This window comes from Variovorax humicola (assembly GCF_037889915.1).
Lineage (GTDB): Bacteria > Pseudomonadota > Gammaproteobacteria > Burkholderiales > Burkholderiaceae_C > Variovorax > Variovorax humicola.
Map to the genome: position 1 here is coordinate 87,709 of NZ_JBBKZV010000021.1, position 25,146 is coordinate 112,854.

Below are 25,146 nucleotides of genomic sequence, written 5' to 3' on the forward strand. Positions count from 1 at the left end.
GCAGCTACAGAACGCCGCCCTGGCGGAGCGCGCCAATGGCCTGCGCGTCCATGCCCAGCAGGTCGCCGAGCACGCTATCGGTGTCCTGCGCGAGCAGCGGCGGCGCGGCACGCACGGGCATGCGCTGGCCGTCGATGCGGTAAGGAGGCGCCAGCACCTGCACCCGGCCCGTTTCGGGGTTGGGAAGTTCGGCCAGCAGGCCAGCCTCGGTACTGCGCTGCGACTGCAGGGCCTCCAGCAGGCCCAGCACCTCGCCGCAGGGAATGCCGGCCGCCGTCAGCCGCGCCAGCAGCAGCTCGCGCGGGCGGCGGGCCAGTTCGGCGCGCAGTTCAGGCAGCAGCACGTGGCGGTTCTGCGAGCGGGCCAGGTTGGTGGCGAAACGCTCGTCGGCCGCCAGGTCTGCTCGTTCCAGCACCTCGATGCAGAAGCGCTGGAACTGCGCGTTGTTGCCGACCGTGATGACCAGCGGGCCGTCGGCCGCATCGAACACGCCGTAGGGCACGATCGAAGGGTGCGCATTGCCGTACTTGGGCGGGTCGTTGCCCATGAGCAGCGCCTCCATGCCGTAGTAGGCGGTGATCATCAAGCCGCAGTCGTAGAGGGCCATCTCCACGTGCCGGCCGTGCCCCGTGCGATGGCGGTCGAACAGGGCCGCCAGGATCGCCTGCGCCGAGTACATGCCGGTGAACATGTCCACCGCCGCCACGCCGAACTTGAGCGGGCCCTGCCCTTCCTCGCCGTTGAGCGCCATCAGGCCGGCCTCGCCCTGCACCACCAGGTCGTAGCCCGGGCGTGCGGCCTCGGGGCCGTCGGTGCGGTAACCAGTGATGGAGCAGTACACGAGGCCCGGGTTGATGGCCTTCAACGACTCGTAGTCCAGCCCCATCTTCGCGATGCCGCCGAACTTGAAGTTCTGGATCACCACGTCGCTCTTCCTAGCCAGTTCGCGCACCAGGCGCTGGCCCTCGGGCTTTTGCAGGTCCACGCCCACCGACTGCTTGTTGCGGTTGGCGCTGTTGAAGTAGGCGGTGTTGCGCGAGCCCACGCGCAGGCCCCAGTCGCGCGTGTCGTCGCCGCGGCCGGGATGCTCGATCTTGATGACTTCCGCGCCCAGGTCGCCCAGCGCCTGGGCGCACATGGGACCGGCCAGAACGCGCGAAAGATCCAGCACGCGGACGCCGGCAAGCGGCAGGCGCGATGCGCCGGCAGCGCTCATCGCTTGCTCCGCAGCGACACGAAATCGGGCTTCCGTTTGGCAAGGAACGCGTCGATGCCGATGGCGGATTCGGCGCTGCCCTGCGCCTCGACCATGAACCCGGCCTCGAGGTCGAGCTGCGCGCCCAGCGTGTTCGAAACCGCTGCGCGGCACAGCGTCTTGATGCGCGTCATCGCCTGCTCGGGGCCGCCTGCCAGGCGCGTCGCCAATGCAATCGCCTCGGCATCCGCATCGCCCGGTTCGGTGAGCCGGTTGACCACGCCCAGCGCGTGCAAACGCTCGGCGCCGACGAGGTCACCGGTCAGGCACATCTCGGTCAGCAACTGGCGCGGCAACGCCTGCGCGAGGAAGGCTGTCGCGCCGCCATCCGGCGTCAGGCCCACCTTCACATAGGCGACCGAGAAGCTCGCGTTGCGTGCGGCGACGAGCAGGTCGCAACCCAGCGCCATCGACAGGCCGGCCCCGGCCGCGCCCCCTTCCACCGACGCGATGATGGGCTTGGGAAACTTGCTGAGCAGGCGCAGCAGGCCATGCAGTATTTCGAGGTTCTCGCGCCGCTGCTCGAGCGTGAGCAGTCGTCGGGTGGCGAGCTGGTTCAGGTCGCCACCCGAGCAGAAGTAGCCATCGGCGCCCGTCAACACGACCGCGCCGACGGTGGCATCGTTCGCGGCGGATGCCAGCGCCTCGGTCAGCGCGTCGAACAAGCCCGGGCTGAGCGCGTTGCGCTTGCCGGGCGTGTGGATGGCCAGCACCAGCACCGGGCCTTCGCGGCGCACGAGGATGGGCGCGACGGTAGTGATGGCGTTCATTGCACGGCCTCCTGGCCCAGCGCGATGTAGCGCGCCAGGTGATGGTCCTCGTCGCCGAGCTGGTGATCGATCATCACCAGCCGCTTGGCATAGTGCGACAGCGGCAGCTCCCAGGTCATGCCGATGCCGCCGTGCAGCTGGATGCACTCTTCCGCGACGCGGGTGCCGATGCGGCCGATGCTGTACTTGGCCGCCGACAGCGCCTTCTCGCGGTCGACGCGCTCGCCAGCGTCGATGGCCGCGGCTGCGTTGATGACGGCCGAGCGCGCCTGCTCGATCTCCAGCAGCAGGTCGGCCATGCGGTGCTGCAGCGCCTGGAAGCTGCCGATGGGCACGCCGAACTGCTTGCGGATGCGCAGGTATTCGAGCGTGTCGCGCTTGGCGACTTCCATCGCGCCCAGCGATTCGGCGGCGAGCGCCAGCAGGCCCCAGCCGACCGCGTGCTCGAGGATCGGGGCGCCAGCCCCCTCGGTGCCCAGCAGCGCATCGGCGTCAACGCGCACCCCTTCCAGCGTGAGTTCGGCAGCGCGCCCTCCGTCGATCTTTGCGTAGCTGCGCCAGGTCAGGCCCGGCGCGTCGCCCGGCACCAGGAACAGCGAGATGCCCTCGGCATCGCCATCGGCGCCGCTCGTGCGCGCCGACACCAGCAGCAAATCAGCCAGAGCGCCCTGCTGCACGACCGCCTTGGCACCGCGGAGCAGCCAGCCTTCGCCCGAACGCTCGGCACGGGCGGAAGCCAGTGTCGGCTCGTAGTGCGAGCCCGGCTCCTCGTGCGCCAGGGCGGCGACGGTGCTGCCGTCGATCAGCCCCGCCATGCCTTCCTTCTGCGCCCCGTTGCCGGCCTTCGCGATGGCGCGACCCACGATCAGCGCACCGAGGAAAGGCTCCACCACCAGGCCCTTGCCCAGGCTCTCGAAGACGACGGCCACGTCGAAGCCGGCGCCGCCAAGGCCGCCCTCATCCTCGGGGAACAGGGCGCCCAGGGCGCCGATCTCGGCCAGTTGCGACCAATGCTCGCGGCTGAAGCCTTCGTCGCTGCGGGCGATGCGGTCACGCGTGCCGAAACCGTACTGCTCGGCGATGAAGCGGTCCAGCGTGTCCGCCAGCATGCGGCGGTCTTCGGTGTGTTCGAAGTTCATGATGTTGCGCCTTTCACAGACCCAGGATCATCTTGGAGATGATGTTCTTCTGGATTTCATTGGAGCCGCCGAAGATCGACAGCTTGCGGTTGTTGAAGTACTGCGCGGCCAGCGGCGCCGCCTCGGCCGGTCCGACCGGCGCTTCGCCCCAGCCTTCGTGCAGCGCGCCCTCGATGAAAGGCTGCGCATAAGGGCCCATCGCACGGCGTGCCAGCGAGGAGATCTCCTGCCGGATCTCGGTGCCGCGGATCTTGAGCATGGAGCTTTCCGCGCCCGGCACGCCACCACCGGCCACGGCGGCAATCACCCGCAGGTTGGTGGTCTTCATGTTCTCCAGGTCGATCTCGACCTTGGCCAGCCGTGTGGCGAACAGCGGGTCCTGCGCCAGCGGACGCCCATTGCGCTGCACCTTCCTGGCGATGCGCTTGAGCTTTTCCAGCGCCGCGACGGAGAATCCCACGCCCGCGATGTTGGTGCGCTCGTAGGTCAGCAGGTACTTGGCACAGGTCCAGCCCTTGTCCTGCTCGCCCACCAGGTTCGCGGCCGGCACCCGCACGTCGTTGAAGAACACCTCGTTGACCTCGTGGTCGCCATCGAGCGTGATGATCGGCCGCACTTCCACGCCGGGCGACTTCATGTCCACCAGCAGGAAGCTGATGCCCGACTGGGACTTGGCCTCCTTGTTGGTCCGCACCAGGCAGAAGATCATGTTGGCGTGCTGGCCCAGCGTGGTCCAGGTCTTCTGGCCGTTGACGACGTAGTGGTCGCCGTCCAGCACCGCCGTCGTCTTGACGGAGGCCAGGTCCGAGCCCGAGCCGGGCTCCGAGTAGCCCTGGCACCACCAGTCCTCGCCATTCAGGATGCGCGGCAGCCAGTATTGCTTCTGCGGCTCGCTGCCGAACTTGATGAGCACCGGCCCCAGCATGCTGACGCCGAAGGGCAGGATGCGCGGCGCACCGGCCAGGGCGCACTCGTTCTCGAAGATGAACTTCTGCACCGCGCTCCAGCCCGGACCGCCGTACTGCCGGGGCCAATGGTTGGCCAGCCAGCCGCGCTCTTGCAGGATGGCATGCCACTGCACCGTGTCTTCGCGCGTCAGGCGCAAGCCGTTCTTGACCTTGTGCGACAGCCGCTCGGGCAACTTCTCGCGCAGGAATTGCAGCACCTCGCTGCGGAACGCCTCTTCTTCCGGGGTGAATTTCAGATCCATGTCGTCGCTCCTTGATCAAAAGATCTCGAACAGGCCGGCTGCGCCCATGCCGCCGGCGATGCACATCGTCACCACGCCCCACTTGGCCTTGCGGCGACGGCCCTCGAGCAGGATGTGGCCGGCCAGCCGCGCGCCCGTCATGCCGAACGGGTGGCCGATGGAGATCGCGCCGCCGTCCACGTTGAGGCGCTCGGCCGGGATGCCCAGCGTCTGCTGGCAGTAGATCGACTGCGAGGCGAAGGCTTCGTTGAGTTCCCACAGGTCGATGTCCTCGACCGTGAGGCCGTAGCGCTGCAGCAACTTGGGCACCGCGAACACCGGGCCGATGCCCATCTCGTCGGGCTCGCAACCGGCCACCGCCAGGCCGCGGAAGGCGCCCAGTGCCTGCAGGCCGAGGCGCTCGGCCTCCTTGGCTTCCATCAGGACACAGGCGCTGGCGCCGTCGGACAGCTGCGAGGAATTACCGGCGGTGATGAACTTGTCGGCGCCCTTCACCGGCGCCAGCCTGGCCAGCGACTCGTAGGTGGTCCCGGCGCGATTGCAAGTGTCGTGGTCCACGGTCACCTGCTTCCTGCTGACCTCGCCGGTGTCCTTGTTCGTCACGGCCATGGTGGTGGTGACGGGCACGATTTCCTCGCGATAGCGGCCCGCCTCCTGCGCCTGCGCCGTCTTGCGCTGGCTCTCCACGGAGAAATGGTCCTGCGCCTCCCGGCTGATGCCGTAGCGCTGCGCCACGATGTCGGCGGTGTCGATCATTTCCATGTACAGCTGCGGCTTGTGTTCGACGATCCACGGATCCATGCCCGAATTACCGTCGTCGCGGGTGCGGATGCCGGAGATGCTCTCCACCCCGCCCGCGATCATGGCGGGCGCCCCGTCCACCACGATGCGCCCGGCGGCAATCGCAATGGCCTGCAGGCCCGAGGCGCAGAAGCGGTTGACCGTCGTGCCGGCGATGCCGAGGGGCAGTTCGGAGCGGATGATGGCCTGCCGCGCGACGTTGCGGCCGGTGATCCCCTCGGGATAGCCGCAGCCGAGGATGGCGTCCTCGATCAGTGCCGGGTCGACGCCAGAACGCTCGACGGCGGCGCGCACCGCGAAGCTGGCCAGCGTCGGGCCGGGGGTGATGTTGAGTTCGCCGCGGTGCGATTTCGTGAGGGGCGTGCGGGCGGTGGAGACGATGACGGCCTGGCGCATGAAAATTCTCCTTGGAGTTCGGGATGAGCGCCGCCCTCCCCCGGCTTCGGAGGATGCGGCATGGATGGATGAAATTCAGCCCTTGGGCTGGTTGAGGCTCAAGAAGTCCTTGCCTTGTGCGACGAGCTCTTCGAGCAGCGGCGCGGGTTTCCAGAACAGCGGGTCTTCCTTGGCGAAGGCACGGATGTCCTCCAGGATCCTGGGCAGGCCCACCATGTCGGCGTACTTCATCGGGCCGCCGCGGTGGCGCGGGAAACCGTAGCCGTAGAGGAAGGTCACGTCCACGTCCAGCGGGCGCAGCGCGATGCCCTCGGCCACCACCTTGGCGCCCTCGTTGACCATCGCGGCCATGTAGCGGCGCATGATTTCGTCTGCGGTGAACTTGCGCGGCGCGATGCCCTTCCTTTGCCGTTCGGCGTCGACGATGGCAAGCACTTCGGGGTCCTCCTGGCCGGCGCGTGCGCCCTCGGGGTAGAGGTACCAGCCGCGGCCGGTCTTCTGGCCGAACCAGCCGCGCTCGCAGATGCGGTCGGCCACCTCGACGTAGCGTGCCTTCGGGTCGCGCGTGGCGGCCTTGCGCTTGCGCGTGGCCCAGCCGATGTCGCCACCGGCCAGGTCCGAAACCTGGAAGGGCCCCATCGGGTAGCCGAAGCCACGCACGGCGGCATCGATCTCGTAGGGACTGGCACCATCTTCAAGGATGTGATCGGCGGCTTGCCGGTACGCGGCAAGGATGCGGTTGCCGATGAAGCCGTCGCACACGCCGGCGCGCACCGGCACCTTCTTCATGCGCCTGGCCAGTGCGAAGGCGGTGGCGACCACGTCGGCGCTCACCTTGGCGGGCACCACGATCTCCAGCAGCTTCATGATGTTGGCCGGGCTGAAGAAGTGCAGGCCGACCACGTCCTGCGGGCGCGAGGTGCTGGCGGCAATGGCGTCGATGTCCAGGTAGGAGGTATTGGTGGCCAGCACGGCGCCGGCCTTGCACACGCGGTCCAGTTCCTTGAACACGGCCTTCTTGACCTCGATGTCCTCGAACACCGCTTCGATGGCCAGGTCCACGTCTGCCAACGCGGCGTAGTCGGTGCTTCCGGTGTAGCGCGCCATGACGGCCGCCTTGGCGTCGGGCGCCATGCGGCCCTTGGCGATCAGGCCGTCGTAGACCTTCTCGACGTTGGCGCGGCCGCGTTCGATGGAAACCTGGTCGCGCTCGACCATCACCACCGGGAAGCCCGCGTCGAGCGCGGAAACGGCGATGCCCGCACCCATGGTGCCGCCGCCGACGATCCCCACGCGCTCGAGCTTGCGCGGCTGCGCGGCCTTGGCCTCGGGCACCTTGGCCACTTCGCGCTCGGCGAAGAAGGCATGGATGAGGCCGGCGCGCTGCGGGCTGTCGATGCAGGCGAGGAAGGCCTCGCGCTCCAGCTTCACGGCCTCGTCGAAGGACTTGTCGAGGGCGGTCTGCACAGCCTCGACGATCTTCATGGGCGAGAACAGGCCACGCGACTTCCTGGACGTGTCGGCCCTGGCGGCGTCGATGGCGGCCTGCGCGGCGGCGCGGTCGGCCAGGCCCTGCGCGTCGCGGGTGCGGCGCACGCCGGCGCCTTGTGCCAGCAATTGGCTGGCATGGGCCAAGCCGGCGGCCTGCGCGTCCTCGCCGGCGGCCAGGTCGTCCACCAAGCCCAGCGACGCGGCTTCCCTGGCCTTGGCGTGGCGGCCGCTCAGCATCAAGTCCAGTGCGGCCTGCGCGCCGACCAGGCGCGGCGCGCGCACCGTGCCGCCGGCGCCGGGCATCAGGCCCAGTTGCACCTCGGGCAGGCCGAGCTTGGCGTCCTGGAGCGCCACGCGGTAGTGCGCGGCCAGCGCGATCTCCAGACCGCCGCCCAGCGCGGCGCCCCGGATGGCGGCGATCACCGGCTTGCCGCACGCTTCGATGCGGTTGCACACCTCGGGCAACGAAGGCGGCTGCGGCGCCTGGCCGAACTCGCGGATGTCGGCGCCGGCGACGAAGTTGGCGCCCTCGCCCACGATGAGGATCGCCTTCACGCTGGCGTCGACGTCGGCGGCCTCGACGGCTTCCTTCAAGCCGCGGCGTACAGCGGACGAGATGGCGTTGACAGGCGGGTTGTCGATGGTGATGCACTGCACGTCGCCGTGGCGGGTGCTGCGTACGACGTTGGCGGGTGTGGGAATGGTGGTCATGCGAGGGGGCTTCGAAGTACGTTCGGCCACGAGTGGGGTCTTGGTGCCAATTCTGATATGCCAATCCAAAATCTACAATTGCCGCGGGGATTGACACACTGTCAATCTCTAGTTGACAGTAGATCGTGGAAGGCACCTGCACGTGGACCAGAACGCCCTGTCCCTGTTTGTCGAGATCGTCGAGGCCGGCAATCTCAGCGAGGCTGCGCGCCGCTTGCGCATGAGCCGCGCCAACGTGAGCAACCGGCTCGGCCAGTTCGAGCGCAGCCTGGGCCAGCAGCTGTTGCGCCGCACCACCCGCCGGATCGAGCCCACCGAGATCGGGCTGCGCCTGTACGCGCACGGCTGCGCCATCCGCGACGAATTGCAGGCCGCGAGCGAATCGGTGGCATCCCTCGGCCAGAGCCTGCAGGGGCGCGTGCGGCTGTCGGTCCCCAGCGGCTATGGGCAGCTCGTCATGTCCGATTGGCTGGTGGATTTCAAGCGCGCCTACCCCGGCATCGTGCTGGACGTGATGTTCGAAAACCGGGTGGAAGACCTAATGCGCGAGGAGGTCGACATCGCCATCCGCGTGATGTCCGAGCCGCCGCAGAATCTGGTGGCGCGCGACATGGGGCCGGTGCACTACGTGGCATGCGCCAGCAGTGCCTGGGCACGCGAGCACGGCCTGCCGGTGCAACTGGAGGATCTGCGCCACGTGCCGCTGATCACTTCGGCCGTGCATGGACGCCAACTGCGCGTCTCTGCCTACCTTGGCCAGGAGCGGCACGAGGTGCTGCTGGAGCCGACCCTCATCTCCGAGAACTTCCTCTTCCTGCGCAAGGCGATCCTCGCCAGCCTGGGCGTGGGCATCGTGCCGGACTACGTGTTCGACGAAGAACTGCGAAACGCAGAAGTGGTGGCCGCGCTGAGCGAGTGGCGCCTGTCGATCTTCGGCACGCACATGTACATGCTCTACATGCCCGGCCGCCACCGCACGAAGGCGGCGACGACCTTCATCGACTTCATGCTGGTCAAGGCAAAGGCATCGTCCGCACCCAAGTGACCTCGGTTGTGGAGGCCGCATGCCATCAGGCGCAGGGCCACGCGCCACCGGTATTCCCGGTGCAAGCGCGTGATGGGCGACTGGTGGTCATTCTCAAAGGCTGTGAAGTTAAATTGCGTGCTGTAGCCGAGCAGCGCGGCAACCTCACCGAGCGACATGTCGGTTCCTGGGAGCAAATGCGTCGAGATGCGGGAGCGCGACTCTTCCATCAGGGCGGTGCAGTCGGCCCCCTGGTCCGCAAGTCGCCGGTAGAGCGTATGCCGGTGCACCCAACCGACGGCTCGGGGTAAAGCCGATGACGCCGGCCTTGGATGCCGAATGGTCGGGGCTGCGGAAAGAGAGGCCCGGGACGCCCGCAATCGACGAGATGTCGATGATCCTTCGGCTATGGCGCGATCATCATTCCCAGGCATTGGACAAAGACATGGAACCCTTCAGGTACTGGCGCACCTTCCTTGCCGAGTTACCGACCTTGCTGACGGCGAAGCGCAATTCAGCTTCGGTGGTGCCGAACACGTTGCACCACAAGCGAACCTCGTTGGGCATGTCCAGGGAGATCGGTTTTCGGTCCAGACACGTCTTGGTGGGATCGTGGTGCATGGCGTGCTCCCGGTTCGTTCACTGCCCTGTTTCGTTGAACTCGAATCCATTCGTCCGAATCATTGACTCGCTCGGGGAAATGGCTGCAGCATGCCGACCCTGTTGTTCTCCGTGTCCATGAACGACACGTAGTGCCCGACGCCCGGAATCTCCATCGGCTCGCCGAGCACCGTGCCACCGGAGGACGCGACCTGCTTCATGGCCGATTGGATGTCGTCCACTGCGATCACGACCGAGGGATATTGGGCGGGCCAGTCGGGCTTGCGCGGAAAGAAGCCGCCGTTGATGGTGCCGGGGCGCACCGGGCGGCCTTCCGGCCCGGTTTCCGCCGTCGCGGCCGTGACGTAGCCGCCCATCTCGGCACCGAGTTGTTGCGTTTGCCAGCCGAAGGCCTTCTCGTAGAACCGCGACATTCGATCGGGATCGTCGTAGGGCATTTCGAAGTGAACAACCGGATTCATGACATTGCTCCCCATTCATCACAGCCTTCGAGTGCGCAAACAGGCAGCTTAAGGATGGTCGCAGCATTTGTCACCATCCTTGCAATGGATGCGATCGCGAAATCGGCAGCGTCGCCCGCTGGCACTCGATACGCCCCGTCTGGCACTTGAGGCGATGAGTTCACCCGACGCGTAGCCGTCCGCGCGAGGGGCACACCCTTCACAGCGTCCGAAGGAAAGTCTCGCGTTGCGATCATAGGGTCCACCCTAGGTGCTCAGCGCAGAAAAGTATCAGAACGGAATCCATCGCTATCGGTGTTCTTCGGCAGGTGTCCTATCGTCGGGCGGATCAACCAGCCGCACGAGAAGCACGTGCCTCGCAAGGACAATCCACGATGGCAAATAGACGCCTCAAGCTCCTCCCGGAGTTCGAACATGACCTTTGTCGAGACCCTCGCCTTGGCTATGAGGCAGCGTCTCCGGACTTCGTCCGTTGCGTGGAACATGGCAGTCCGACGCCGTTGGAGCGCTGGCATTGCCACGACGAGTACGAATTGCAGTTGATCGTCGGCGCGCACGGCCGCGCCTTCGTGGGCGATTACGTCGGTCATTTCGAGCCGGGCCATCTTGTCCTGACCGGCCCGCGCCTGCCGCACAACTGGATTTCGAACGATCTGCCGCCCAACGGCATCGACGTGCGCAGCCTGGTCCTCCAGTTTCGCGCGGAGCCGCTTCGAGACGGGATGCGTGCCATCCCGGAGATGGAGGAAGTGCGACCGTTGCTCGAGCGCTCACGCCAGGGCATCGAGTTCTTCGGCCTGAGCGACAACGTGAGGGATCGGTTCTATCGCATCAAGCGCAGCCATGGGCTGGAGCGTTTCGCAGAATTCATCAGCTTGCTGTGCCTGCTGCGACGCTGCGACGACTACCGGGTGCTGTCGTCCGAACCGGCAGCGGTCGGGAGCGCCGGGGACACTCCGTCCACCATCAACACGATCGTCGAGTACCTCAACGAAAACTTTGCCGAGGACCTTTCTCTCAGCGACATATCGGCCCACTTCAACATGACTGAAAGCGGCTTTTCCCGGTTTTTCAGCAAGGCCACGTCCAGCACCTTTACGGCCTTCGTCAACCGCTTGCGCGTCCACAAGGCATGTGAATTGTTGATGCACAGCGAGAGCCAGATCGCCAGCATCTGCTACGCCGTCGGATTCAACAATCTCGCCAACTTCAACAGGCGCTTTCGGGAGGTCAAGCGCACCACCCCCAGCGAGTTTCGCCATCAGGCCCTGGCTCGGCTTGGAAGAGGCGTTGCTTCACGAGGAGGCTGCTAGGCGGTTTTGCGCTGGCACGCCCGCATCGATTGAATACCGGAGTGCGGTCGGCGGCTCTTCACCGACGAATGTTGACCGCCTGTTATCACAGCACAAGCAAGGATCAATAGCATGACAAGAGAGTTGGATGGCAAAGTGGCCGTCGTCACCGGCGCCGCCTCGGGCATCGGGTTGGCCAGCACCGAGGCGATGCTCGCCGCAGGCGCGCGCGTGGTGATGGTGGACCGCGACCAGGCCGCGCTGCAGGCGCATCGCAGCAGGCATGGCGATGCGGTGATCCCGCTGGTCATCGACCTGCTGGATGCAAAGGACTGCGCGACGCTACTGCCGCGGGTGCTCGAAAAGGCCGGCCAGCTCGACATCCTGCATGCCAATGCCGGCACCTATATCGGTGGCGACCTCGTCGACGCCGACACCGCCGCCATCGACCGGATGCTGAACCTGAACGTCAACGTCGTGATGAAGAACGTGCATGACGTGCTGCCGCACATGATCGAGCGCAAGACCGGCGACATCATCGTCACGAGTTCGTTGGCGGCCCACTTTCCGACGCCTTGGGAGCCCGTCTACGCGTCGTCGAAATGGGCGATCAATTGCTTCGTGCAGACGGTTCGGCGCCAGGTGTTCAAGCACGGCATCCGGGTCGGCTCGATCTCGCCGGGCCCGGTCATCAGCGCGCTGCTCGCCGACTGGCCGCCGGAGAAACTGGCGGAGGCGAGGGCGTCCGGCAGCCTGCTGGAGGCCAGCGAAGTTGCCGAGGTGGTGAAGTTCATGCTGACCCGGCCGCGTGGCATGACCATTCGCGACGTCGTCATGATGCCGACCCATTTCGACCTTTGAAAAAGCTCGATTGAAGGGATCAGGTTTCCTACACGAAATGGCGCGAGAGACCGGCGCCCGGGTGCGATCCACAGGTCTAGCTTGCGGCGAATCAGGCGAATGGAGGTGTCCAGATGTCCAGGCTCAACGACGAATGGAAAGTCGAGAAGCACGGCCCGCTCGAGATGCTCGGCGAGGGTTTGCACAGCGTGGCTGGCGAGATCAACATGCCATTGGGCCACTTCCCACGCCGGATGACGGTGCTCACATTGCAGGGCGGGCGACTCGCCGTGTGGAGCGCCATTCCTTTGCGCGAAACGGAGATGGCGCAACTCGAATCGATGGGTTCGGTGGCCTATCTGATCGTGCCCGGCGTTGCGCATCGCCTCGATCTCAAGGCCTGGAAGCACCGGTACCCCGCTGCGAAGGTTGTCTGTCCGCCGGGAGCGCGGGAGGCGGTGGCCGAGGCCGTGCCCGTCGATGCCACCGTGGATGTGCTTGACGATCCTACCGTGGCGTTTCAGACCGTGCCGGGCGTGGACGGCAAGGAAGCCGCCCTGCTGATCCGGCGCCCGGACGGCACGTCACTGGTCGTCAACGACATCATCGCCAACGTGCGTCATCCCGACGGGCTGGGCGCCAAGGTGATGGCGCGCCTCATGGGTTTTGGAGTCAAGCAACCACAGATGCCTTGGGTCGGCGAGAAAATGTTCGTCAAGGACCATGCCGCGGTGGCGGGCGCGCTGCGCGCCTGGGCAGCCGAGCCGGATCTGGCACGCATCATCGTGAGCCATGGCGATGTCATCACCGATCGCCCGCGCGAAGTGCTGGAAAAAATTGCGGCCGAAGTCAGCGACTAGGTTGAGCCTGGTCCCGCCTGCCGGTCCGGCGTGGAAGCGCGACGCTTCCATTTTTTGTTTTCATGGCCGTAACGCCGGGCGCGGCTATCGCCACGCTGGCTTTCAGCTTATCGGGCCCAGCGCAACACTTGCGCATCGAGGCGTTTGGCGGTTTCGATCAGCAGTGCGCGGGCCGCAGGGTGGATCGCAGGAAAAGGATGGCGCGGCGCCTCGCAGGCGATCACGCCGCCTTCCTTCATCAGCGACTTGGCGGCCAGCGGACCGCACTGGCGGTTCTCGATGTTGATGAGCGGCAGCCAGCGCTCGTAGCCCGCGATCGCTTCGTCGCGGCGCCCGGCGCGCCAGGCGTCGAGGATCGGCCGGATGCCGTCCGGGAAGCCACCACCCGTCATCGCGCCGGTGGCGCCCGCGTCGAGGTCAGGCACCAACGTGATGGCCTCTTCGCCATCCCACGGGCCTTCAATCGCGTCGCCGCCCAGGCGGATCAGTTCACGCAGCTTGGCGGCGGCACCGGCGGTCTCGATCTTGAAATAGGCGACATGCTCGATCTCCTTGGCCATGCGCGCAAGGAAGGCGGCGGACAACGGCGTCCCGGCCGCTGGTGCATCCTGGACCATGATCGGAATGGCCACCGCGTCGGACAGTCGCGCGTAGAACTCGTGGATCTGCGGTTCGGGCACGCGGAAGGTCGCGCCGTGATACGGCGGCATCACCATCAACATCGCCGCGCCCTGCTCTTGCGCGCAGCGGCTGCGCGCCACACAGACGTCGGTGCTGAAGTGCGTGGTGGTCACGATCACCGGCACGCGGCCATCGACGTGTTCGAGCACGGTGCGCGTGAGTACCTCCCGCTCCTCATCGGACAGCAGGAACTGCTCGGAAAAGTTCGCGAGAATGCACAGGCCGTTGGAGCCAGCGTCGATCATGAAGTCGACGCAGCGCTTCTGGCTGTCGAGGTCGAGCTCGCCGGTTTCGGTGAAGGGAGTGGGCACGACGGGGAAAAGCCCCTGGTAGCGGACGCGGGAAGATGAAGTCATTTGTCTGGTCATGTCCTGTCTTGTGTTCAGGTGATCACGCTGATCTGCCAAGGGACGAATTCCTGCTGGCCATAGCCATGCAGTTCGCTGCGCGAGGGCTGACCCGACGCGGTGTCCAGCAACATGCGAAACAGCCGTGCACCGAGTTCCGCGATGCTGCGCGTGCCGTCGAGCACCTCGCCGCAGTTCAGGTCCATGTCGTCGGATTGCCGCTCCCACAACGCTGTGTTGGTCGCCAGCTTGAACGAAGGCGAGGGCGCGCAACCGTAGGCGGAACCTCGCCCGGTCGTGAAGCAGATCAGGTTGGCGCCGCCCGCGACCTGGCCTGTCGCGGAGATCGGGTCGTAGCCCGGCGTGTCCATGAACACCAGGCCGTGCGCCTTCACGGGTTGCGCGTATTCGTAGACGTCGACGAGATTGGTCGAACCGGCCTTGGCGATGCCGCCAAGTGATTTCTCGAGCACCGTGGTGAGGCCTCCGGCCTTGTTGCCAGCGGAGGGGTTGTTGTCCATCGCGGCGCCGTTTCGGCCGCAGTATTCCTCCCACCAGCGAATCCGCGCGATCAACTTGTGGCCGATCTCCGGCGTCTGCGCCCGACGCGTCAGCAGGTGCTCGGCACCGTAGATCTCGGGCGTCTCGCTCAGGATGGCGGTACCGCCATGTGACACCAGCAAATCGACCGCGGCGCCAAGCACCGGGTTGGCCGAGATGCCCGAATAGCCATCGGAGCCGCCGCACTGCAGGCCGATGACCAGATGGCTCGCGGGCACGGTCTCGCGCTTGACGTTGTTGGCCTCGGGCAGCATCGCCTTGATCTGCTCGATGCCATGCGCAATGGTGCGCGTGGTACCGCCCGTGTCCTGGATGGTGAAGCTGCGCAGCCGCGCGCTGTCGCTCAGCCCCTGCGTGGCGAGCAGCTTCGGGATCTGGTTGGTCTCGCAACCGAGCCCGATGACCAGCACGCTCGCAAAGTTGGGATGGCATGCATAGCCACCCAGCGTGCGCTGCAGGATGGCCAGGCCTTCGCCATCGGGGTCGACCGCGCAGCCAGCGCCATGCGTGAGTGCGACGACGCCATCGACATTGGGGTAGTCCTCCAGCATTTCGGGGTGGATGTCGCGGCGGAAGTGATCGGCGATGGCGCGGGCCACGGTGGCCGAGCAGTTCACCGAGGTCAGGATGCCGATGTAGTTGCGCGTGGCGACACGCCCGTCCTCGCGCACGATGCCCTGAAACGTCGCCGGTTCGGCGGCCGGTGGCGACGGTTTGGAATCGGCACCGTAGGCATAGTCCCGCGTGAAGTCGCCCATCGCCAGGTTGTGCGTGTGCACGTGCTGGCCGGGGCGGATCGGCTGGCTGGCGAAGCCGATGATCTGCCCATATCGGCGCACGGCCTGCCCGGTTTCGATCGCTCGGGTGGCCATCTTGTGGCCGGGCGGCACCAGGCCCGCCACGTCGACGCCCTCGCTCGCGATGTGCGTGCCCGACATCAGCTGGTCGAGCGAGATGACGACATCGTCTTCGGGGTGCAGGCGGATCACCCGCACATGAGGGCGCGCCGGCGGCTCGGCGGGCTGCTTCAAAGCCTGCTCTTCGGTGGGTGAGAACATGGTCTGGGGCTCCGGTGTCGAATGGGTTACTTCAGCATTTCTTCGGGCAACGACATGCCGAAGTGACGCTTGTAGATCTCGTTGAACTTGCCGTTCTTCAGGTTGGTCTTGACCCAGCCGTCGACCCACGCCTTGAGCGCCGAGTCGTCCTTGCGCAGCCCGACGCCGTAGGGAAAGGATTTCATGACGAACTTGATGTCGATGTCGCGCGAGGGATTGGCCTTCTTGACGGCCGGAATCACGCTGGGGGCGGCCGCCATGTAGTCCTGCTGACCCGTGGCCACGGCGGTGTTGGTCGTGGCGTCGTCTTCGTAGCGCACGACCGTGACGCCCGAGATCTCCTTGACCCCGCGCGACAGCTCCTGGTCGCTGGTCGTGCCGCGCGTCACGGCAACGTTCTTGCCGGAGAGATCGGCAAAGCTCTTGAGCGTCGTGGCCTTGGGTCCGGCAACGACGATGGGGACCACGCCGTAGGGATCGGAGAAGTCGATGACCTTCTTGCGGTCGTCCGTGATCGAGAAGGAGGCCATCACCAGGTCAGCCTTCTTCGACAGGAGGAACGGCACGCGGTTCGGGCCCGAGACCGGGACGATCTCCAGTTCGACGCCCAGGTCCTTCGCCAGCATGCGCGCGGCCTCCACGTCGGAGCCCGCCTGCTTCGCGTCGCTGTCGAGGAACCCGTACGGCGGCGCGCCAATGTCGACCGCGATCAGGACCTTCTTGCGTTGCTTGATCGTGTCGAGCGTATCGGCCGAGGCCGTCGCAGTGGCGCCCAGAAGCAGGACCGAGGCGAGGAACGCGAGTTGGCGGCGGGTGAATGGCATGGGGTGTCTCCGTGGGAGGTTGAAATCAATCGGAAGGGAATGGGAAGGGAATGAGGTCGGCCGGCGTCACAGTCCGCTGCCGACGAATTGCTGCAGTTCAGGGGTGGTGGGCTGGCCCAGCAGGTCTCCGCTGCCGCACTCCCAGACGATGCCCTGGTGCATGAACATGATCTGGTCCGCCACGGACCGCGCAAAGGCCATCTCGTGCGTGACGAGCACCATGGTCATGCCGTCGTTGGCCAGGCCTTCGATGACCTTCAGCACTTCGCCCGTCAATTCGGGGTCGAGCGCCGAGGTCACCTCGTCAAACAGCATCAGCTTGGGTTGCATGGCCAGCGAGCGCGCAATGGCCGCGCGTTGCTGCTGGCCGCCCGAGAGTTGTTCCGGGTAGTACGCTGCGCGCTCATGGAGCCCCACCTTTTGCAGGACCTCCATCGCCAGTGCTTCCGCTTCCTTGCGCGGCACACCCTTGACCTTGCGCGGGGCCAGGGTGATGTTCTGCAGGACGGTGAGGTGCGGGAACAGGTTGTAGCTCTGGAACACGATGCCGACTTCCTTGCGAAGGGCCATCAGGTCGACCGACCCGCCGTGCATGGCCCGACCGCACACGTGCAGCTCGCCGCCCTGGATGGTTTCGAGTCCGTTGATGCAGCGCAGGGCCGTGGTCTTGCCCGAGCCGCTGCGGCCGATCAGGGCGACCACCTGGCCGCGGCCCACCGTGAAGCTGACGCCCTTGAGAATCTGCGTCGGTCCGTAGGACTTGCAGACCTTGTCAAAGCGAACGATTTCATCCATGACGTGGATTCCGTGAGTTGGGGAATGCAGGGAGGGTCAGCGCCGTGCCATCCGCTTTTCGAGGCGGTAGGAGAGCGAAGACAACGGATAGCAGATCGCGAAATAGATCAATGCCGCGAGGCTGAAGACGAGGAAGGGCTTGAAGGTCGAGTTGTTGACGACGCGCGACGAGTAGGTCAGATCGAAGAAGCCGATCACCACGGCGTAGGAGGAGTTCTTGACGATCTGCACCAGGAATCCCACCGTCGGTGCGATGGCGACGCGTGCGGCCTGGGGCAGGATCACGTAGGCCAGGCGCTGCACCGGGCGCAGGGCCAGGCATTCGGCTGCCTCCCACTGGGTGCGCGACACGGCCTGGATGCAGCCCTTCCAGATCTCCCCGAGGTAGGCGCTCGAGTACGCGGTCATGGCGATGCCCGCGGCCACCAGCGAGGGCACGTCGAACCCCGCGATGCTGATGCCGAAGTAGCAGAGGAACATGATGACCGGCAGCGGGATGCCCTGTACCAGCTGCACATAGGCGCCGGTCGCCGCGCGCAGCACGGCGCCACCACGGGTGCGTGCCAGCGCCAGCGGCAGACCCACCAGCGCGCCCCCTGCGAAACCCATCGCCGAGAGCACGAGCGTCCAGCCCGCACCCTTGAAGATGAAGCCCAGCTGACTGATCGAGATGCCTTCCATGGTTGTCTCCGTCTTCTTTCGTGAGATGGGTCAGAGCGGAGTCTTCAGACGGCGACGGCGGGTGAACACGACGGCGGCAAAGCCGGCCATCGAAAGCCTGAGCAGCCAGGACAGCACGAGATAGAGCGCGGCGATCACGAGGTAGATCTCGAACCCGCGGAATGTCTGCGACTGGATCGCGTAGCCCGCTGCCGTGAGTTCCTCGGTGGAGATCTGCGACATGATCGAAGTCGCCAGCATCATCAGCACGAACTGGCTGATGAGTGCGGGGTACATGCGCTCCACGGCCTGCGGCAGGATGACCAGGCGCAGCACTTTCCAGCGTGACATGCCCAGGCACGATGCGGCCTCGAGCTGGCCGCGCGGGATCGACTCGATGCCGGCACGCACGATCTCGGTGGTGTACGCCGAGACGTTGATCGTGAGCGCGATGATGGCCGCGGCCATGGCCGGAACGCGGATCTGCAGCGCGGCGAGACCGAAGAACAACCAGAACGCCTGGATCACCAGCGGCGTATTGCGGATCAGGTCCACATAGCCGGAAACCAGCCGGCGTCCCAGCGGCGAGCCCTGGGTGCGCACGACAGCAAGCGCCACGCCCAGCACGAACCCGAACACGATCGTCGCAACCGACAGGCGCAGCGTGAGCAGCATGCCGTCGATCAGCTCGCGCCAATGCGTGGACAGGAAACTGAAATCGAAGTCGTAGTTCATGCGGGTGAAATGACTTGTGCGGGCATGAGTCAAATGTAAATGACTTATGCCAGCAGAACTCACTATGGTTTTCCCCTAGCCGGGTCTGCAGACAGTCCGCGCGCCGTACCATCGACGCATGGACAAGGATGCAAAAAGGGCGAACCGGGAACCATCGGACCCGGTGCCTGATGAACAGGCCGCCAGCGAGCGCAGCCCGCGTTCGCCGGTCTATGCGCGCGTCAAGCAGGTCCTGCAGGAGGCCATCGCGGGGGGATCCATCCCCCCTGGCGCGGTCCTGCTGGAGGGGCATGTCGCCGAGATCCTGGGTGTGACGCGCACGCCGGTGCGTCAGGCCCTGCACGAACTCGAGCTGGAGGCCCTGGTCAGCCGCTTCGAAGGCCGCGGGGTGCTGGCCGGGCCGGCCGGCGCGCAGCCCTCACGGGTGACGCTCACACCGGCCATGCTGGGACAGGACGAAAGCGCCACGCCCGTACGCAACGCGCCCGGATGGGAAGCGATCTATCTGGAGGTCGAGCGGGATGTCGTGCACCTGTCCGTGTTCGACCAGTACCGCATCAATGAAGTCGAATTGGCACGGCATTTCAACGTCGGGCGAACGGTGGCGCGGGACGTGCTGCTGCGCCTCGAAGCCCTCGGCCTCGTCGAAAAGGACGAGCGATTGAGATGGCACGTGACGCCTCTCGACGGCAAGCGGATCAGCAATCTTTATGAGCTGCGCTGGTTGCTGGAGCCCGCCGCGCTGCGGTCTGCCATCGGCGTGGCCCCGAAGGACGAAGTCGCAGCGATGATGAAGCGGCTGCGCAAGGCCATGAAGTCCTACCCGGACGTCACGCGCGGCGAGATGGACGACCTCGAGCACGATCTGCACGTGGCCTATCTTGCCTATTGCGGCAACAGGCCGCTGCTCGAAAGCCTGCAACGCACCCGTTGCCTGCTCACGCTGAGCAAGCACGTGCTCGGCGGCGCGGCACCGATGCCCAGGAACGATCCATTCATGGCGGAACACCTGGACGTCTTCCAGGCGGCCATGCAACGCGACGCCGACCGCGCACAGTCGTTGCTGCAACGCCATCTCGAAGAGTCGTGCGTCAAGGTCACGCAGCGCGCGGAGTTGGTCCGCAATACCTTCGCAACACCCGACGTTTCCTACATGCGGTAAGCGCTTTACGGGATACACCTGCCCTGTGGCCCGCTCACCGCAACCCTTCGCAGCCTCCGGTCGGTGAGAGGGTCGGCGGATGCGACCAGAAGGAATTCGCCGCAGAGATCGCTGGCTCTCGACAACGGCGAGGCCACTCGCCAGGCAGCGCATCCCTGTTGCACTTGGCGAAGCAGCTAGATGATCGAAGCCTCCGGTTCGACCGAAGGCCCGAATTCGGTTGTCGGGCTTTCAGCAAGAAAGCCAATGAGAGCGGCCACGCCGGGAACGATTGCCACAGAGAGGAACGACAGGATCATGGGGGGGCTCCAACAAGGCACTGCGCCTGTGGACTAAGTGTAAACCCCTAGGTATTTACCCGCAAATGCCGTGTCTCTATTTTGCCCGTGGACGTGAAGATCGCCCCAGACCAGCTCTTCGCATGTTCAGGTCCGGTTCGCTCGCAGCCCGTTCCAGGACCCAATCGACGAAGCTCATGACTTCCGGACGTTGAGCGTGTCGCTCGGGGTACACCAGAAAATGCGCCTGAACTGGCAGGTACTCGCCCGTTTCGAACACCGGCTTGAGCCGGCCTTTCCGTAGATGTGGCTCGCCGATCGACGTGCTCTCGAATGCAACGCCCAAACCCTGCACGGCAGCATCGAGCGCCATGAATGCGCGATCAAAACGATAGGCATAGCTTCCAGGCGTGTGAACGATGTGCTGGGCCGTGAACCAGTCTGGCCACTGGAGCACGCCGACGGTGGACTGGATGAGCGGAACGTGCATCAAGTCTTCAGGCGTGACGATCCGATGGCGCCTGATGAATGAAGGACTTGCCAGGGGCATGATCTGCTCGTCGAAGATCGTCCGCACTGTCAGTTGCGGCCAATGCGCCGCGCCATAGCGAATGTCGATGTCCGTGTGGCCGGCGGAAAAATCGGAATGCGTCACGGAAGCTGACATCGACAGCGAAATGCTGGGATGCTCTTTCACGAAGTCCGTCAGGCGCGGCATCAGCCAGAGCGTGGCAAAGCTCGGCGTCGAGTGCACGTGCATTGAGTTGCGCACTCCTTTTCTTGCGTTGTCGGTTGCCGCACTGATTGCAGCCATCGCACCGCTTACCCGATTCAGGTAGTCATCGCCCGCGACAGTGAGCTCGACGCTGTGCGCCGTGCGCTCGAAGAGCCGAATGTCCAGGAACTGTTCCAGCTTGGCGACCTGGTGACTGATCGCCGAAGGGGTCAGGTGCAATTCGCCCGCTGCCAACGAGAAGTTCCTGCGCCGTGCGACGGCTTCGAAGGCTGCGAGGCAGGCGAAAGGCGGGAAGGATGAGCGCATGGTGTGAATGGGGGAAAACCCAATGATGACGAAACATCAGCCTACCCTGAAATACTATCGCTTGTCTTCAACAAAGCAAGTTTCCACAATCACGGCATCAACTCACGTGGAGACACAAAATGCTTCTTGCAGACAAGGTCGTACTCATCACCGGCGGCGCCGGGCTCAACGGGCTGGGCTTCGCCACAGCGCTTCAGATGGCCAGTCATGGCGCACGCGTTGCGATCATGGATCTCGAGGGCGCCAAGCCCGCAGAGGCCGCCAAGCAACTGGGCGACGAACACCTGGGCGTCGTCGCCAGCGTTACCGACAAGACGGCTGTCGACAACGCGGTGCAGCAGATCCTCGCGAAGTTCGGCCGCATCGACATCCTGGTCAACAACGCCGGCATCACCCAGCCGCGCAAGACCGTCGACATCTCCGCCGCCGACTACGACGCGGTGCTGGATGTGAGCCTGCGTGGCACGCTGCTGTGTTCCCAGGCGGTGATTCCTGCGATGGAGCGCCAAGGCAGCGGCTCCATCATCTGCATCTCGTCTGTCTCGGCGCAGCGCGGCGGTGGCATCCTGGGCGGTCCGCACTACTCCGCGGCCAAAGCCGGCGTGCTGGGACTGGCGCGCGCCATGGCCCGCGAGCTCGGCACCGCCGGCATTCGCGTCAATTGCATCACCCCCGGCCTGATCGGCACCGACATCATCAAGGGCAAGCTGACGGAGGACCGCAAGGCCGAGATTGCCGAGACGATCCCGCTCGGCCGCCTGGGCCATCCCAATGACATCGCGGGTGCCTGCATCTTCCTCGGAAGTGAGCTGTCGGCGTACTGCACCGGCGTGACGCTGGATGTCAACGGCGGAATGCTGATTCACTGAATTGGCGCGGACCTCTTCGCAGGTCCCCGATCCACCCGTATCTGCAAGCAGGAACTCAGTGGGCGCCCAACGCGCCCGATGAGAGGCCCGCCTGTGGCTGCCGTCTTTTGACGATCCCCCGAACGCCGCTCACCAACGGCACAACGTGAACCACCCGAGCTAATGGAGACAAGCATCATGACAAAACTGACTCGCCGCGCCTTGCTGGCCCAATCTGCTGCACTTCCGCTGTTCTCGATCATCTCGCACCGTGCGGATGCAGCCGAGTTCGAGCTCAAGTACGCCACCGGACAGGATCCGACGCACCCGATCAATCTGCGTGCCAAGGAAGCCCTCGACCGCATCCGAGAGGCAACGTCCGGACGGGTCAACATCAAGCTCTTCCCGGCCAATCAACTCGGCAGCGACACGGACCTGCTCACGCAGGTTCGCAATGGCTCGGTCGAGTTCTTCAACCTGTCGTCCCTGATCCTCGCGACGTTCGTACCGGTCTCGGGCATCACCAGCGTCGGCTTCGCGTTCAAGAACTACGACGATGTCTGGAAGGCGATGGACGGCGAACTGGGCAACTACATTCGTGCCGAGATCGCGAAGACGCCCATCTTTACCGTTTCGAAGATCTGGGACAACGGCTTCCGCCAGATCACCTCCTCCGGGAAAGAGATCAAGACAGCGGCGGACCTGAAGGGGTTCAAGGTGCGCGTACCGCCGGCGCCGCCCCTGACCTCGCTGTTCACCGCGCTCGAGGCCGCACCGTCGCCCATCAACTTCAACGAGCTCTACACGGCCTTGCAGACGAAGGTGGTGGAGGGCCAGGAGAATCCGCTCGCCATCATCGCAACCGCGCGGCTTTACGAGGTTCAGAAGAGTTGCAGCCTGACTGGCCATGTCTGGGATGGCTACTGGGTGCTTGGCAACAAGCGCGCATTCCAGAAGCTGCCGCAGGACGTCCAGCAGATCATCACGCGCGAGATCGACAAATCCGCGACCGACCAGCGCGCCGACATCGCCAAGCTCACGGGCACCCTCAAGGCCGATCTCAAGGCCAAGGGCATCAGCTTCGTCGACGTGCAGCAGGACGACTTCCGCAAGAAGCTCGCCGGCACCAGCTTCTACAGCGAGTGGAAGTCGAAGTACGGCGCAGAAGCCTGGAGTCTCCTCGAGAAGGTCTCCGGCAAGCTCGGCTGATCCATCGCCCGCCTCGCTTCGCCTGCCCAGGCGAAGCGCAACACCCAATGAAAGTTTTTGATCGGTGAGCCGCGCCGTTGGCGGAGGCCTGCCTTCGTCCCTTCACAGGAGAGAAAGCCATGAACATACCAAGTGACGACCCTGGCCTTGCCGGGTCCCTTCATGAAACGGGCCGGCGCGAGCCGATCGCGTGGGTCGAGCAACTGAACAAGGCCATCGGCATTCTGGTCGAAGTCCCGGCCGCGTTGCTGGTGCTGGCCGAGGTCATCGTGCTGCTGATGGGCGTGACCAGCCGCTACGTGCTGCACCAGCCGCTCGGCTGGAGCGACGAGTTGGCCTCCATCCTCTTCCTCTGGCTGGCGATGCTGGGGTCGATCGTTGCGTTCCAGCGCGGCGAGCACATGCGCATGACGGCCATCGTCGGCAAGCTGCAACCGAGGTCACGCGCCTTCCTGGACCTGATTGCCATCGCCGCGGCGATTGCCTTTCTCGCTTTCGTCGTCCACCCTGCCTACGAGTTCGCGCAGGACGAGGTGTATGTCACGACGCCAGCGATGGGCATCGTCAACTCCTGGCGCGCTGCCGCGCTGCCGATCGGGCTCGGATTGATGCTCATCGTCGGCGTCCTCCAGATCTTCCGCATCGGCCGGCTCAAGGACGCGTTCCTCGCATTGGCTATCGTGGCGGTTGTCGTCGGGGGCTTGGCACTGGTGGGGCCTTTGCTCAAGTCGCTTGGCAATTGGAATCTTCTGCTCTTTTTCGTCGTCGGTGTTGGCGCACTGGTGTTGTTGGGCGTGCCGATCGCCTTCTCTTTCGGACTGGCGACGTTCGGCTACATCGCATTGACGACCACCACGCCGACCGTCGTCGTGGTCGGTCGCATGGACGAGGGCATGAGCCACCTGATCCTGCTGGCGGTGCCGCTGTTCGTGCTGCTGGGCCTGCTCATCGAGATGACGGGCATTGCACGCGCCATGGTCAACTTCCTGGCCAACCTGCTGGGGCATGTAAAGGGTGGACTCTCGTATGTGCTGATCGGCGCGATGTACCTGGTCTCGGGCATCTCCGGTTCCAAGGCGGCGGATATGGCAGCGGTGGCACCGGCGCTCTTCCCCGAGATGCGCAAGCGGGGCGCCAAACCCGGCGACCTGGTGGCATTGCTGTCGGCAACGGGCGCGCAGACCGAGACGATTCCGCCGTCCCTGGTGTTGATCACGATCGGCTCCGCAACCGGCGTCTCGATTGCGGCTCTGTTCACCGGCGGCCTGCTGCCGGGCGTCGTGGTGGGCGTGACCCTGGGCGCCCTCGTATGGTGGCGCTATCGTGGCGAGGACCTGTCGGGTGTGCGCAAGGCCAGCGCTCGCGAGATCGGCAAATCCTTGCTGGTGGCGATCCCCGCATTGGCGCTGCCGGTCATCATTCGCGCCGCGGTGGTGGAGGGCGTCGCAACGGCCACCGAGGTGTCGACCATCGGCATCGTCTACGCGGTGGTTGCGGGACTGCTGATCTATCGCCAGTTCGACTGGAAGCGCGTGTATCCGATGCTGGTGAGCACGGCGGCGCTTTCAGGGTCCATCCTGTTCATCATCGGTGCGGCCACCGGCATGGCCTGGGCGCTGACGCAGTCCGGGTTCTCGACCGCATTGGCGGACGCGATGAAGGCACTTCCCGGCGGCGCGGTCACCTTCATGGCGGTGTCGGTCGTGGCGTTCATCATCCTCGGATCGGTACTGGAAGGCATCCCTGCCATCGTGCTGCTGGGACCGCTGCTGTTCCCCATCGCCCGCCAGGTCGGCATTCACGAAGTGCACTACGCGATGGTCGTCACCCTCGCGATGGGCATCGGCCTCTTCGCGCCGCCGTTCGGGGTCGGGTACTACGCGGCCTGCGCGATCAGCCGGATCCATCCGAACGAGGGCATGAAGCCGATCGTCGGCTACATGGTCGCCCTGTTTGTCGGTGTCGTCATCGTGGCGGCGGTTCCATGGATCTCGACGGGGTTCGTGAAATGACACATGCAACCGATCACCGCAACCACTGCTTTTCTCGCTCGCGCGGACAACTCCGCATTTCAC

At 65.3% G+C, this 25,146-nt stretch carries 24 protein-coding genes; 8 read left to right on the forward strand and 16 right to left on the reverse strand.

Features of this window, described 5'->3' with window-relative positions:
- Positions 1-4 precede the first annotated feature (4 nt).
- From WKW80_RS25625 to WKW80_RS25650, 6 genes are all read right to left on the reverse strand, one after another.
- Positions 5-1,216, reverse strand: coding sequence for a CaiB/BaiF CoA transferase family protein (locus WKW80_RS25625; RefSeq protein ID WP_340366393.1), 1,212 nt, complete (start codon positions 1,214-1,216; stop codon positions 5-7).
- On the reverse strand, positions 1,213-2,025 hold the full coding sequence (locus tag WKW80_RS25630; RefSeq protein WP_340366394.1) for an oxepin-CoA hydrolase, alternative type: 813 nt from the start codon (positions 2,023-2,025) through the stop codon (positions 1,213-1,215). The genes WKW80_RS25625 and WKW80_RS25630 overlap by 4 nt, the downstream gene beginning before the upstream one ends.
- Positions 2,022-3,164, reverse strand: a complete 1,143-nt coding sequence (locus tag WKW80_RS25635; RefSeq protein ID WP_340366395.1) for an acyl-CoA dehydrogenase family protein — start codon at positions 3,162-3,164, stop codon at positions 2,022-2,024. The genes WKW80_RS25630 and WKW80_RS25635 overlap by 4 nt, the downstream gene beginning before the upstream one ends.
- Positions 3,165-3,177: 13 nt before the next feature.
- Positions 3,178-4,374 carry an acyl-CoA dehydrogenase family protein gene (locus WKW80_RS25640; protein WP_340366396.1) on the reverse strand — a complete coding sequence of 399 codons (1,197 nt, stop codon included), beginning with the start codon at positions 4,372-4,374 and terminating at the stop codon, positions 3,178-3,180.
- 15 nt (positions 4,375-4,389) lie between these two features.
- On the reverse strand, positions 4,390-5,571 hold the full coding sequence (locus WKW80_RS25645) for an acetyl-CoA C-acyltransferase (protein WP_340366397.1): 1,182 nt from the start codon (positions 5,569-5,571) through the stop codon (positions 4,390-4,392).
- A gap of 75 nt (positions 5,572-5,646) precedes the next feature.
- On the reverse strand, positions 5,647-7,773 hold the full coding sequence (locus WKW80_RS25650; RefSeq protein WP_340366398.1) for a 3-hydroxyacyl-CoA dehydrogenase NAD-binding domain-containing protein: 2,127 nt from the start codon (positions 7,771-7,773) through the stop codon (positions 5,647-5,649).
- A gap of 142 nt (positions 7,774-7,915) precedes the next feature.
- Between WKW80_RS25650 and WKW80_RS25655 the strand changes: the two genes are divergently transcribed.
- Positions 7,916-8,818, forward strand: a complete 903-nt coding sequence (locus WKW80_RS25655; protein WP_340366399.1) for a LysR family transcriptional regulator — start codon at positions 7,916-7,918, stop codon at positions 8,816-8,818.
- Positions 8,819-9,217: 399 nt separating this feature from the next.
- Here the strand turns inward: WKW80_RS25655 and WKW80_RS25660 are convergent, their stop codons facing one another.
- The gene (locus tag WKW80_RS25660; protein ID WP_340366400.1) at positions 9,218-9,418 is read right to left on the reverse strand and encodes a DUF3606 domain-containing protein; all 201 of its coding nucleotides are present in this window, start codon (positions 9,416-9,418) and stop codon (positions 9,218-9,220) included.
- 59 nt (positions 9,419-9,477) lie between these two features.
- Positions 9,478-9,879 carry a VOC family protein gene (locus WKW80_RS25665; protein ID WP_340366401.1) on the reverse strand — a complete coding sequence of 134 codons (402 nt, stop codon included), beginning with the start codon at positions 9,877-9,879 and terminating at the stop codon, positions 9,478-9,480.
- A 374-nt stretch (positions 9,880-10,253) separates the two neighbouring features.
- Here WKW80_RS25665 and WKW80_RS25670 point away from each other — a divergent pair, with 374 nt between their 5' ends.
- The 3 genes from WKW80_RS25670 (at position 10,254) to WKW80_RS25680 (ending at position 12,871) form a co-directional block, all read left to right on the forward strand.
- A complete protein-coding gene (locus WKW80_RS25670; protein ID WP_340366402.1) occupies positions 10,254-11,192 on the forward strand; it encodes an AraC family transcriptional regulator in 939 nt (312 codons plus the stop codon).
- Positions 11,193-11,303: 111 nt separating this feature from the next.
- Positions 11,304-12,032: an SDR family oxidoreductase gene (locus WKW80_RS25675; RefSeq protein WP_340366403.1), complete on the forward strand. Its 729-nt coding sequence runs from the start codon at positions 11,304-11,306 to the stop codon at positions 12,030-12,032.
- Between the two features lie 113 nt (positions 12,033-12,145).
- Positions 12,146-12,871, forward strand: coding sequence for a DUF4336 domain-containing protein (locus tag WKW80_RS25680; RefSeq protein WP_340366404.1), 726 nt, complete (start codon positions 12,146-12,148; stop codon positions 12,869-12,871).
- Positions 12,872-12,978: 107 nt separating this feature from the next.
- Here the strand turns inward: WKW80_RS25680 and WKW80_RS25685 are convergent, their stop codons facing one another.
- The 6 genes from WKW80_RS25685 to WKW80_RS25710 form a co-directional block, all read right to left on the reverse strand.
- On the reverse strand, positions 12,979-13,908 hold the full coding sequence (locus tag WKW80_RS25685) for a dihydrodipicolinate synthase family protein (protein WP_340366405.1): 930 nt from the start codon (positions 13,906-13,908) through the stop codon (positions 12,979-12,981).
- Positions 13,909-13,934: 26 nt separating this feature from the next.
- Positions 13,935-15,518 carry a UxaA family hydrolase gene (locus WKW80_RS25690; RefSeq protein WP_340366406.1) on the reverse strand — a complete coding sequence of 528 codons (1,584 nt, stop codon included), beginning with the start codon at positions 15,516-15,518 and terminating at the stop codon, positions 13,935-13,937.
- Positions 15,519-15,544: 26 nt separating this feature from the next.
- A complete protein-coding gene (locus WKW80_RS25695) occupies positions 15,545-16,342 on the reverse strand; it encodes a transporter substrate-binding domain-containing protein (protein ID WP_340366407.1) in 798 nt (265 codons plus the stop codon).
- A gap of 66 nt (positions 16,343-16,408) precedes the next feature.
- Positions 16,409-17,137, reverse strand: a complete 729-nt coding sequence (locus tag WKW80_RS25700) for an amino acid ABC transporter ATP-binding protein (protein WP_340366408.1) — start codon at positions 17,135-17,137, stop codon at positions 16,409-16,411.
- Between the two features lie 36 nt (positions 17,138-17,173).
- Entirely contained in the window at positions 17,174-17,818 is a 645-nt protein-coding gene (locus WKW80_RS25705; RefSeq protein ID WP_340366409.1) for an amino acid ABC transporter permease, read from the reverse strand.
- A 30-nt stretch (positions 17,819-17,848) separates the two neighbouring features.
- Complete coding sequence (locus WKW80_RS25710) at positions 17,849-18,532, reverse strand: amino acid ABC transporter permease (protein ID WP_340366410.1); 684 nt, start codon at positions 18,530-18,532, stop codon at positions 17,849-17,851.
- Between the two features lie 163 nt (positions 18,533-18,695).
- On the opposite strand from WKW80_RS25710, the gene WKW80_RS25715 reads away from it, so the two are divergent.
- Complete coding sequence (locus tag WKW80_RS25715; protein WP_340366411.1) at positions 18,696-19,694, forward strand: GntR family transcriptional regulator; 999 nt, start codon at positions 18,696-18,698, stop codon at positions 19,692-19,694.
- Between the two features lie 176 nt (positions 19,695-19,870).
- Here WKW80_RS25715 and WKW80_RS25720 read toward each other — a convergent pair whose 3' ends face one another.
- Both WKW80_RS25720 and WKW80_RS25725 read right to left on the reverse strand, forming a co-directional pair.
- Positions 19,871-19,993, reverse strand: a complete 123-nt coding sequence (locus tag WKW80_RS25720) for a hypothetical protein (protein WP_340366412.1) — start codon at positions 19,991-19,993, stop codon at positions 19,871-19,873.
- Between the two features lie 76 nt (positions 19,994-20,069).
- On the reverse strand, positions 20,070-21,014 hold the full coding sequence (locus WKW80_RS25725) for a LysR substrate-binding domain-containing protein (protein WP_340366413.1): 945 nt from the start codon (positions 21,012-21,014) through the stop codon (positions 20,070-20,072).
- 119 nt (positions 21,015-21,133) lie between these two features.
- Between WKW80_RS25725 and WKW80_RS25730 the strand changes: the two genes are divergently transcribed.
- The 3 genes from WKW80_RS25730 (at position 21,134) to WKW80_RS25740 (ending at position 25,083) form a co-directional block, all read left to right on the forward strand.
- Positions 21,134-21,883 carry an SDR family NAD(P)-dependent oxidoreductase gene (locus WKW80_RS25730; protein ID WP_340366414.1) on the forward strand — a complete coding sequence of 250 codons (750 nt, stop codon included), beginning with the start codon at positions 21,134-21,136 and terminating at the stop codon, positions 21,881-21,883.
- A gap of 177 nt (positions 21,884-22,060) precedes the next feature.
- On the forward strand, positions 22,061-23,071 hold the full coding sequence (locus tag WKW80_RS25735; protein ID WP_340366415.1) for a TRAP transporter substrate-binding protein: 1,011 nt from the start codon (positions 22,061-22,063) through the stop codon (positions 23,069-23,071).
- A 119-nt stretch (positions 23,072-23,190) separates the two neighbouring features.
- Entirely contained in the window at positions 23,191-25,083 is a 1,893-nt protein-coding gene (locus tag WKW80_RS25740; protein ID WP_340366416.1) for a TRAP transporter large permease, read from the forward strand.
- Positions 25,084-25,146: the final 63 nt, after the last annotated feature.

Coding starts and splice junctions, on each gene's coding strand:
- WKW80_RS25670 (WP_340366402.1), top strand. CDS start 10,254: ATGGCAAATAGACGCCTCAAGCTCCTCCCGGAGTTCGAACATGACCTT.
- WKW80_RS25625 (WP_340366393.1), bottom strand. CDS start 1,216: ATGAGCGCTGCCGGCGCATCGCGCCTGCCGCTTGCCGGCGTCCGCGTG.
- WKW80_RS25720 (WP_340366412.1), bottom strand. CDS start 19,993: ATGATCCTGTCGTTCCTCTCTGTGGCAATCGTTCCCGGCGTGGCCGCT.
- WKW80_RS25630 (WP_340366394.1), bottom strand. CDS start 2,025: ATGAACGCCATCACTACCGTCGCGCCCATCCTCGTGCGCCGCGAAGGC.
- WKW80_RS25705 (WP_340366409.1), bottom strand. CDS start 17,818: ATGGAAGGCATCTCGATCAGTCAGCTGGGCTTCATCTTCAAGGGTGCG.
- WKW80_RS25710 (WP_340366410.1), bottom strand. CDS start 18,532: ATGAACTACGACTTCGATTTCAGTTTCCTGTCCACGCATTGGCGCGAG.
- WKW80_RS25690 (WP_340366406.1), bottom strand. CDS start 15,518: ATGTTCTCACCCACCGAAGAGCAGGCTTTGAAGCAGCCCGCCGAGCCG.
- WKW80_RS25675 (WP_340366403.1), top strand. CDS start 11,304: ATGACAAGAGAGTTGGATGGCAAAGTGGCCGTCGTCACCGGCGCCGCC.
- WKW80_RS25700 (WP_340366408.1), bottom strand. CDS start 17,137: ATGGATGAAATCGTTCGCTTTGACAAGGTCTGCAAGTCCTACGGACCG.
- WKW80_RS25725 (WP_340366413.1), bottom strand. CDS start 21,014: ATGCGCTCATCCTTCCCGCCTTTCGCCTGCCTCGCAGCCTTCGAAGCC.
- WKW80_RS25695 (WP_340366407.1), bottom strand. CDS start 16,342: ATGCCATTCACCCGCCGCCAACTCGCGTTCCTCGCCTCGGTCCTGCTT.
- WKW80_RS25635 (WP_340366395.1), bottom strand. CDS start 3,164: ATGAACTTCGAACACACCGAAGACCGCCGCATGCTGGCGGACACGCTG.
- WKW80_RS25740 (WP_340366416.1), top strand. CDS start 23,191: ATGAACATACCAAGTGACGACCCTGGCCTTGCCGGGTCCCTTCATGAA.
- WKW80_RS25645 (WP_340366397.1), bottom strand. CDS start 5,571: ATGCGCCAGGCCGTCATCGTCTCCACCGCCCGCACGCCCCTCACGAAA.
- WKW80_RS25665 (WP_340366401.1), bottom strand. CDS start 9,879: ATGAATCCGGTTGTTCACTTCGAAATGCCCTACGACGATCCCGATCGA.
- WKW80_RS25685 (WP_340366405.1), bottom strand. CDS start 13,908: ATGACTTCATCTTCCCGCGTCCGCTACCAGGGGCTTTTCCCCGTCGTG.
- WKW80_RS25640 (WP_340366396.1), bottom strand. CDS start 4,374: ATGGATCTGAAATTCACCCCGGAAGAAGAGGCGTTCCGCAGCGAGGTG.
- WKW80_RS25650 (WP_340366398.1), bottom strand. CDS start 7,773: ATGACCACCATTCCCACACCCGCCAACGTCGTACGCAGCACCCGCCAC.
- WKW80_RS25730 (WP_340366414.1), top strand. CDS start 21,134: ATGCTTCTTGCAGACAAGGTCGTACTCATCACCGGCGGCGCCGGGCTC.
- WKW80_RS25680 (WP_340366404.1), top strand. CDS start 12,146: ATGTCCAGGCTCAACGACGAATGGAAAGTCGAGAAGCACGGCCCGCTC.
- WKW80_RS25735 (WP_340366415.1), top strand. CDS start 22,061: ATGACAAAACTGACTCGCCGCGCCTTGCTGGCCCAATCTGCTGCACTT.
- WKW80_RS25660 (WP_340366400.1), bottom strand. CDS start 9,418: ATGCACCACGATCCCACCAAGACGTGTCTGGACCGAAAACCGATCTCC.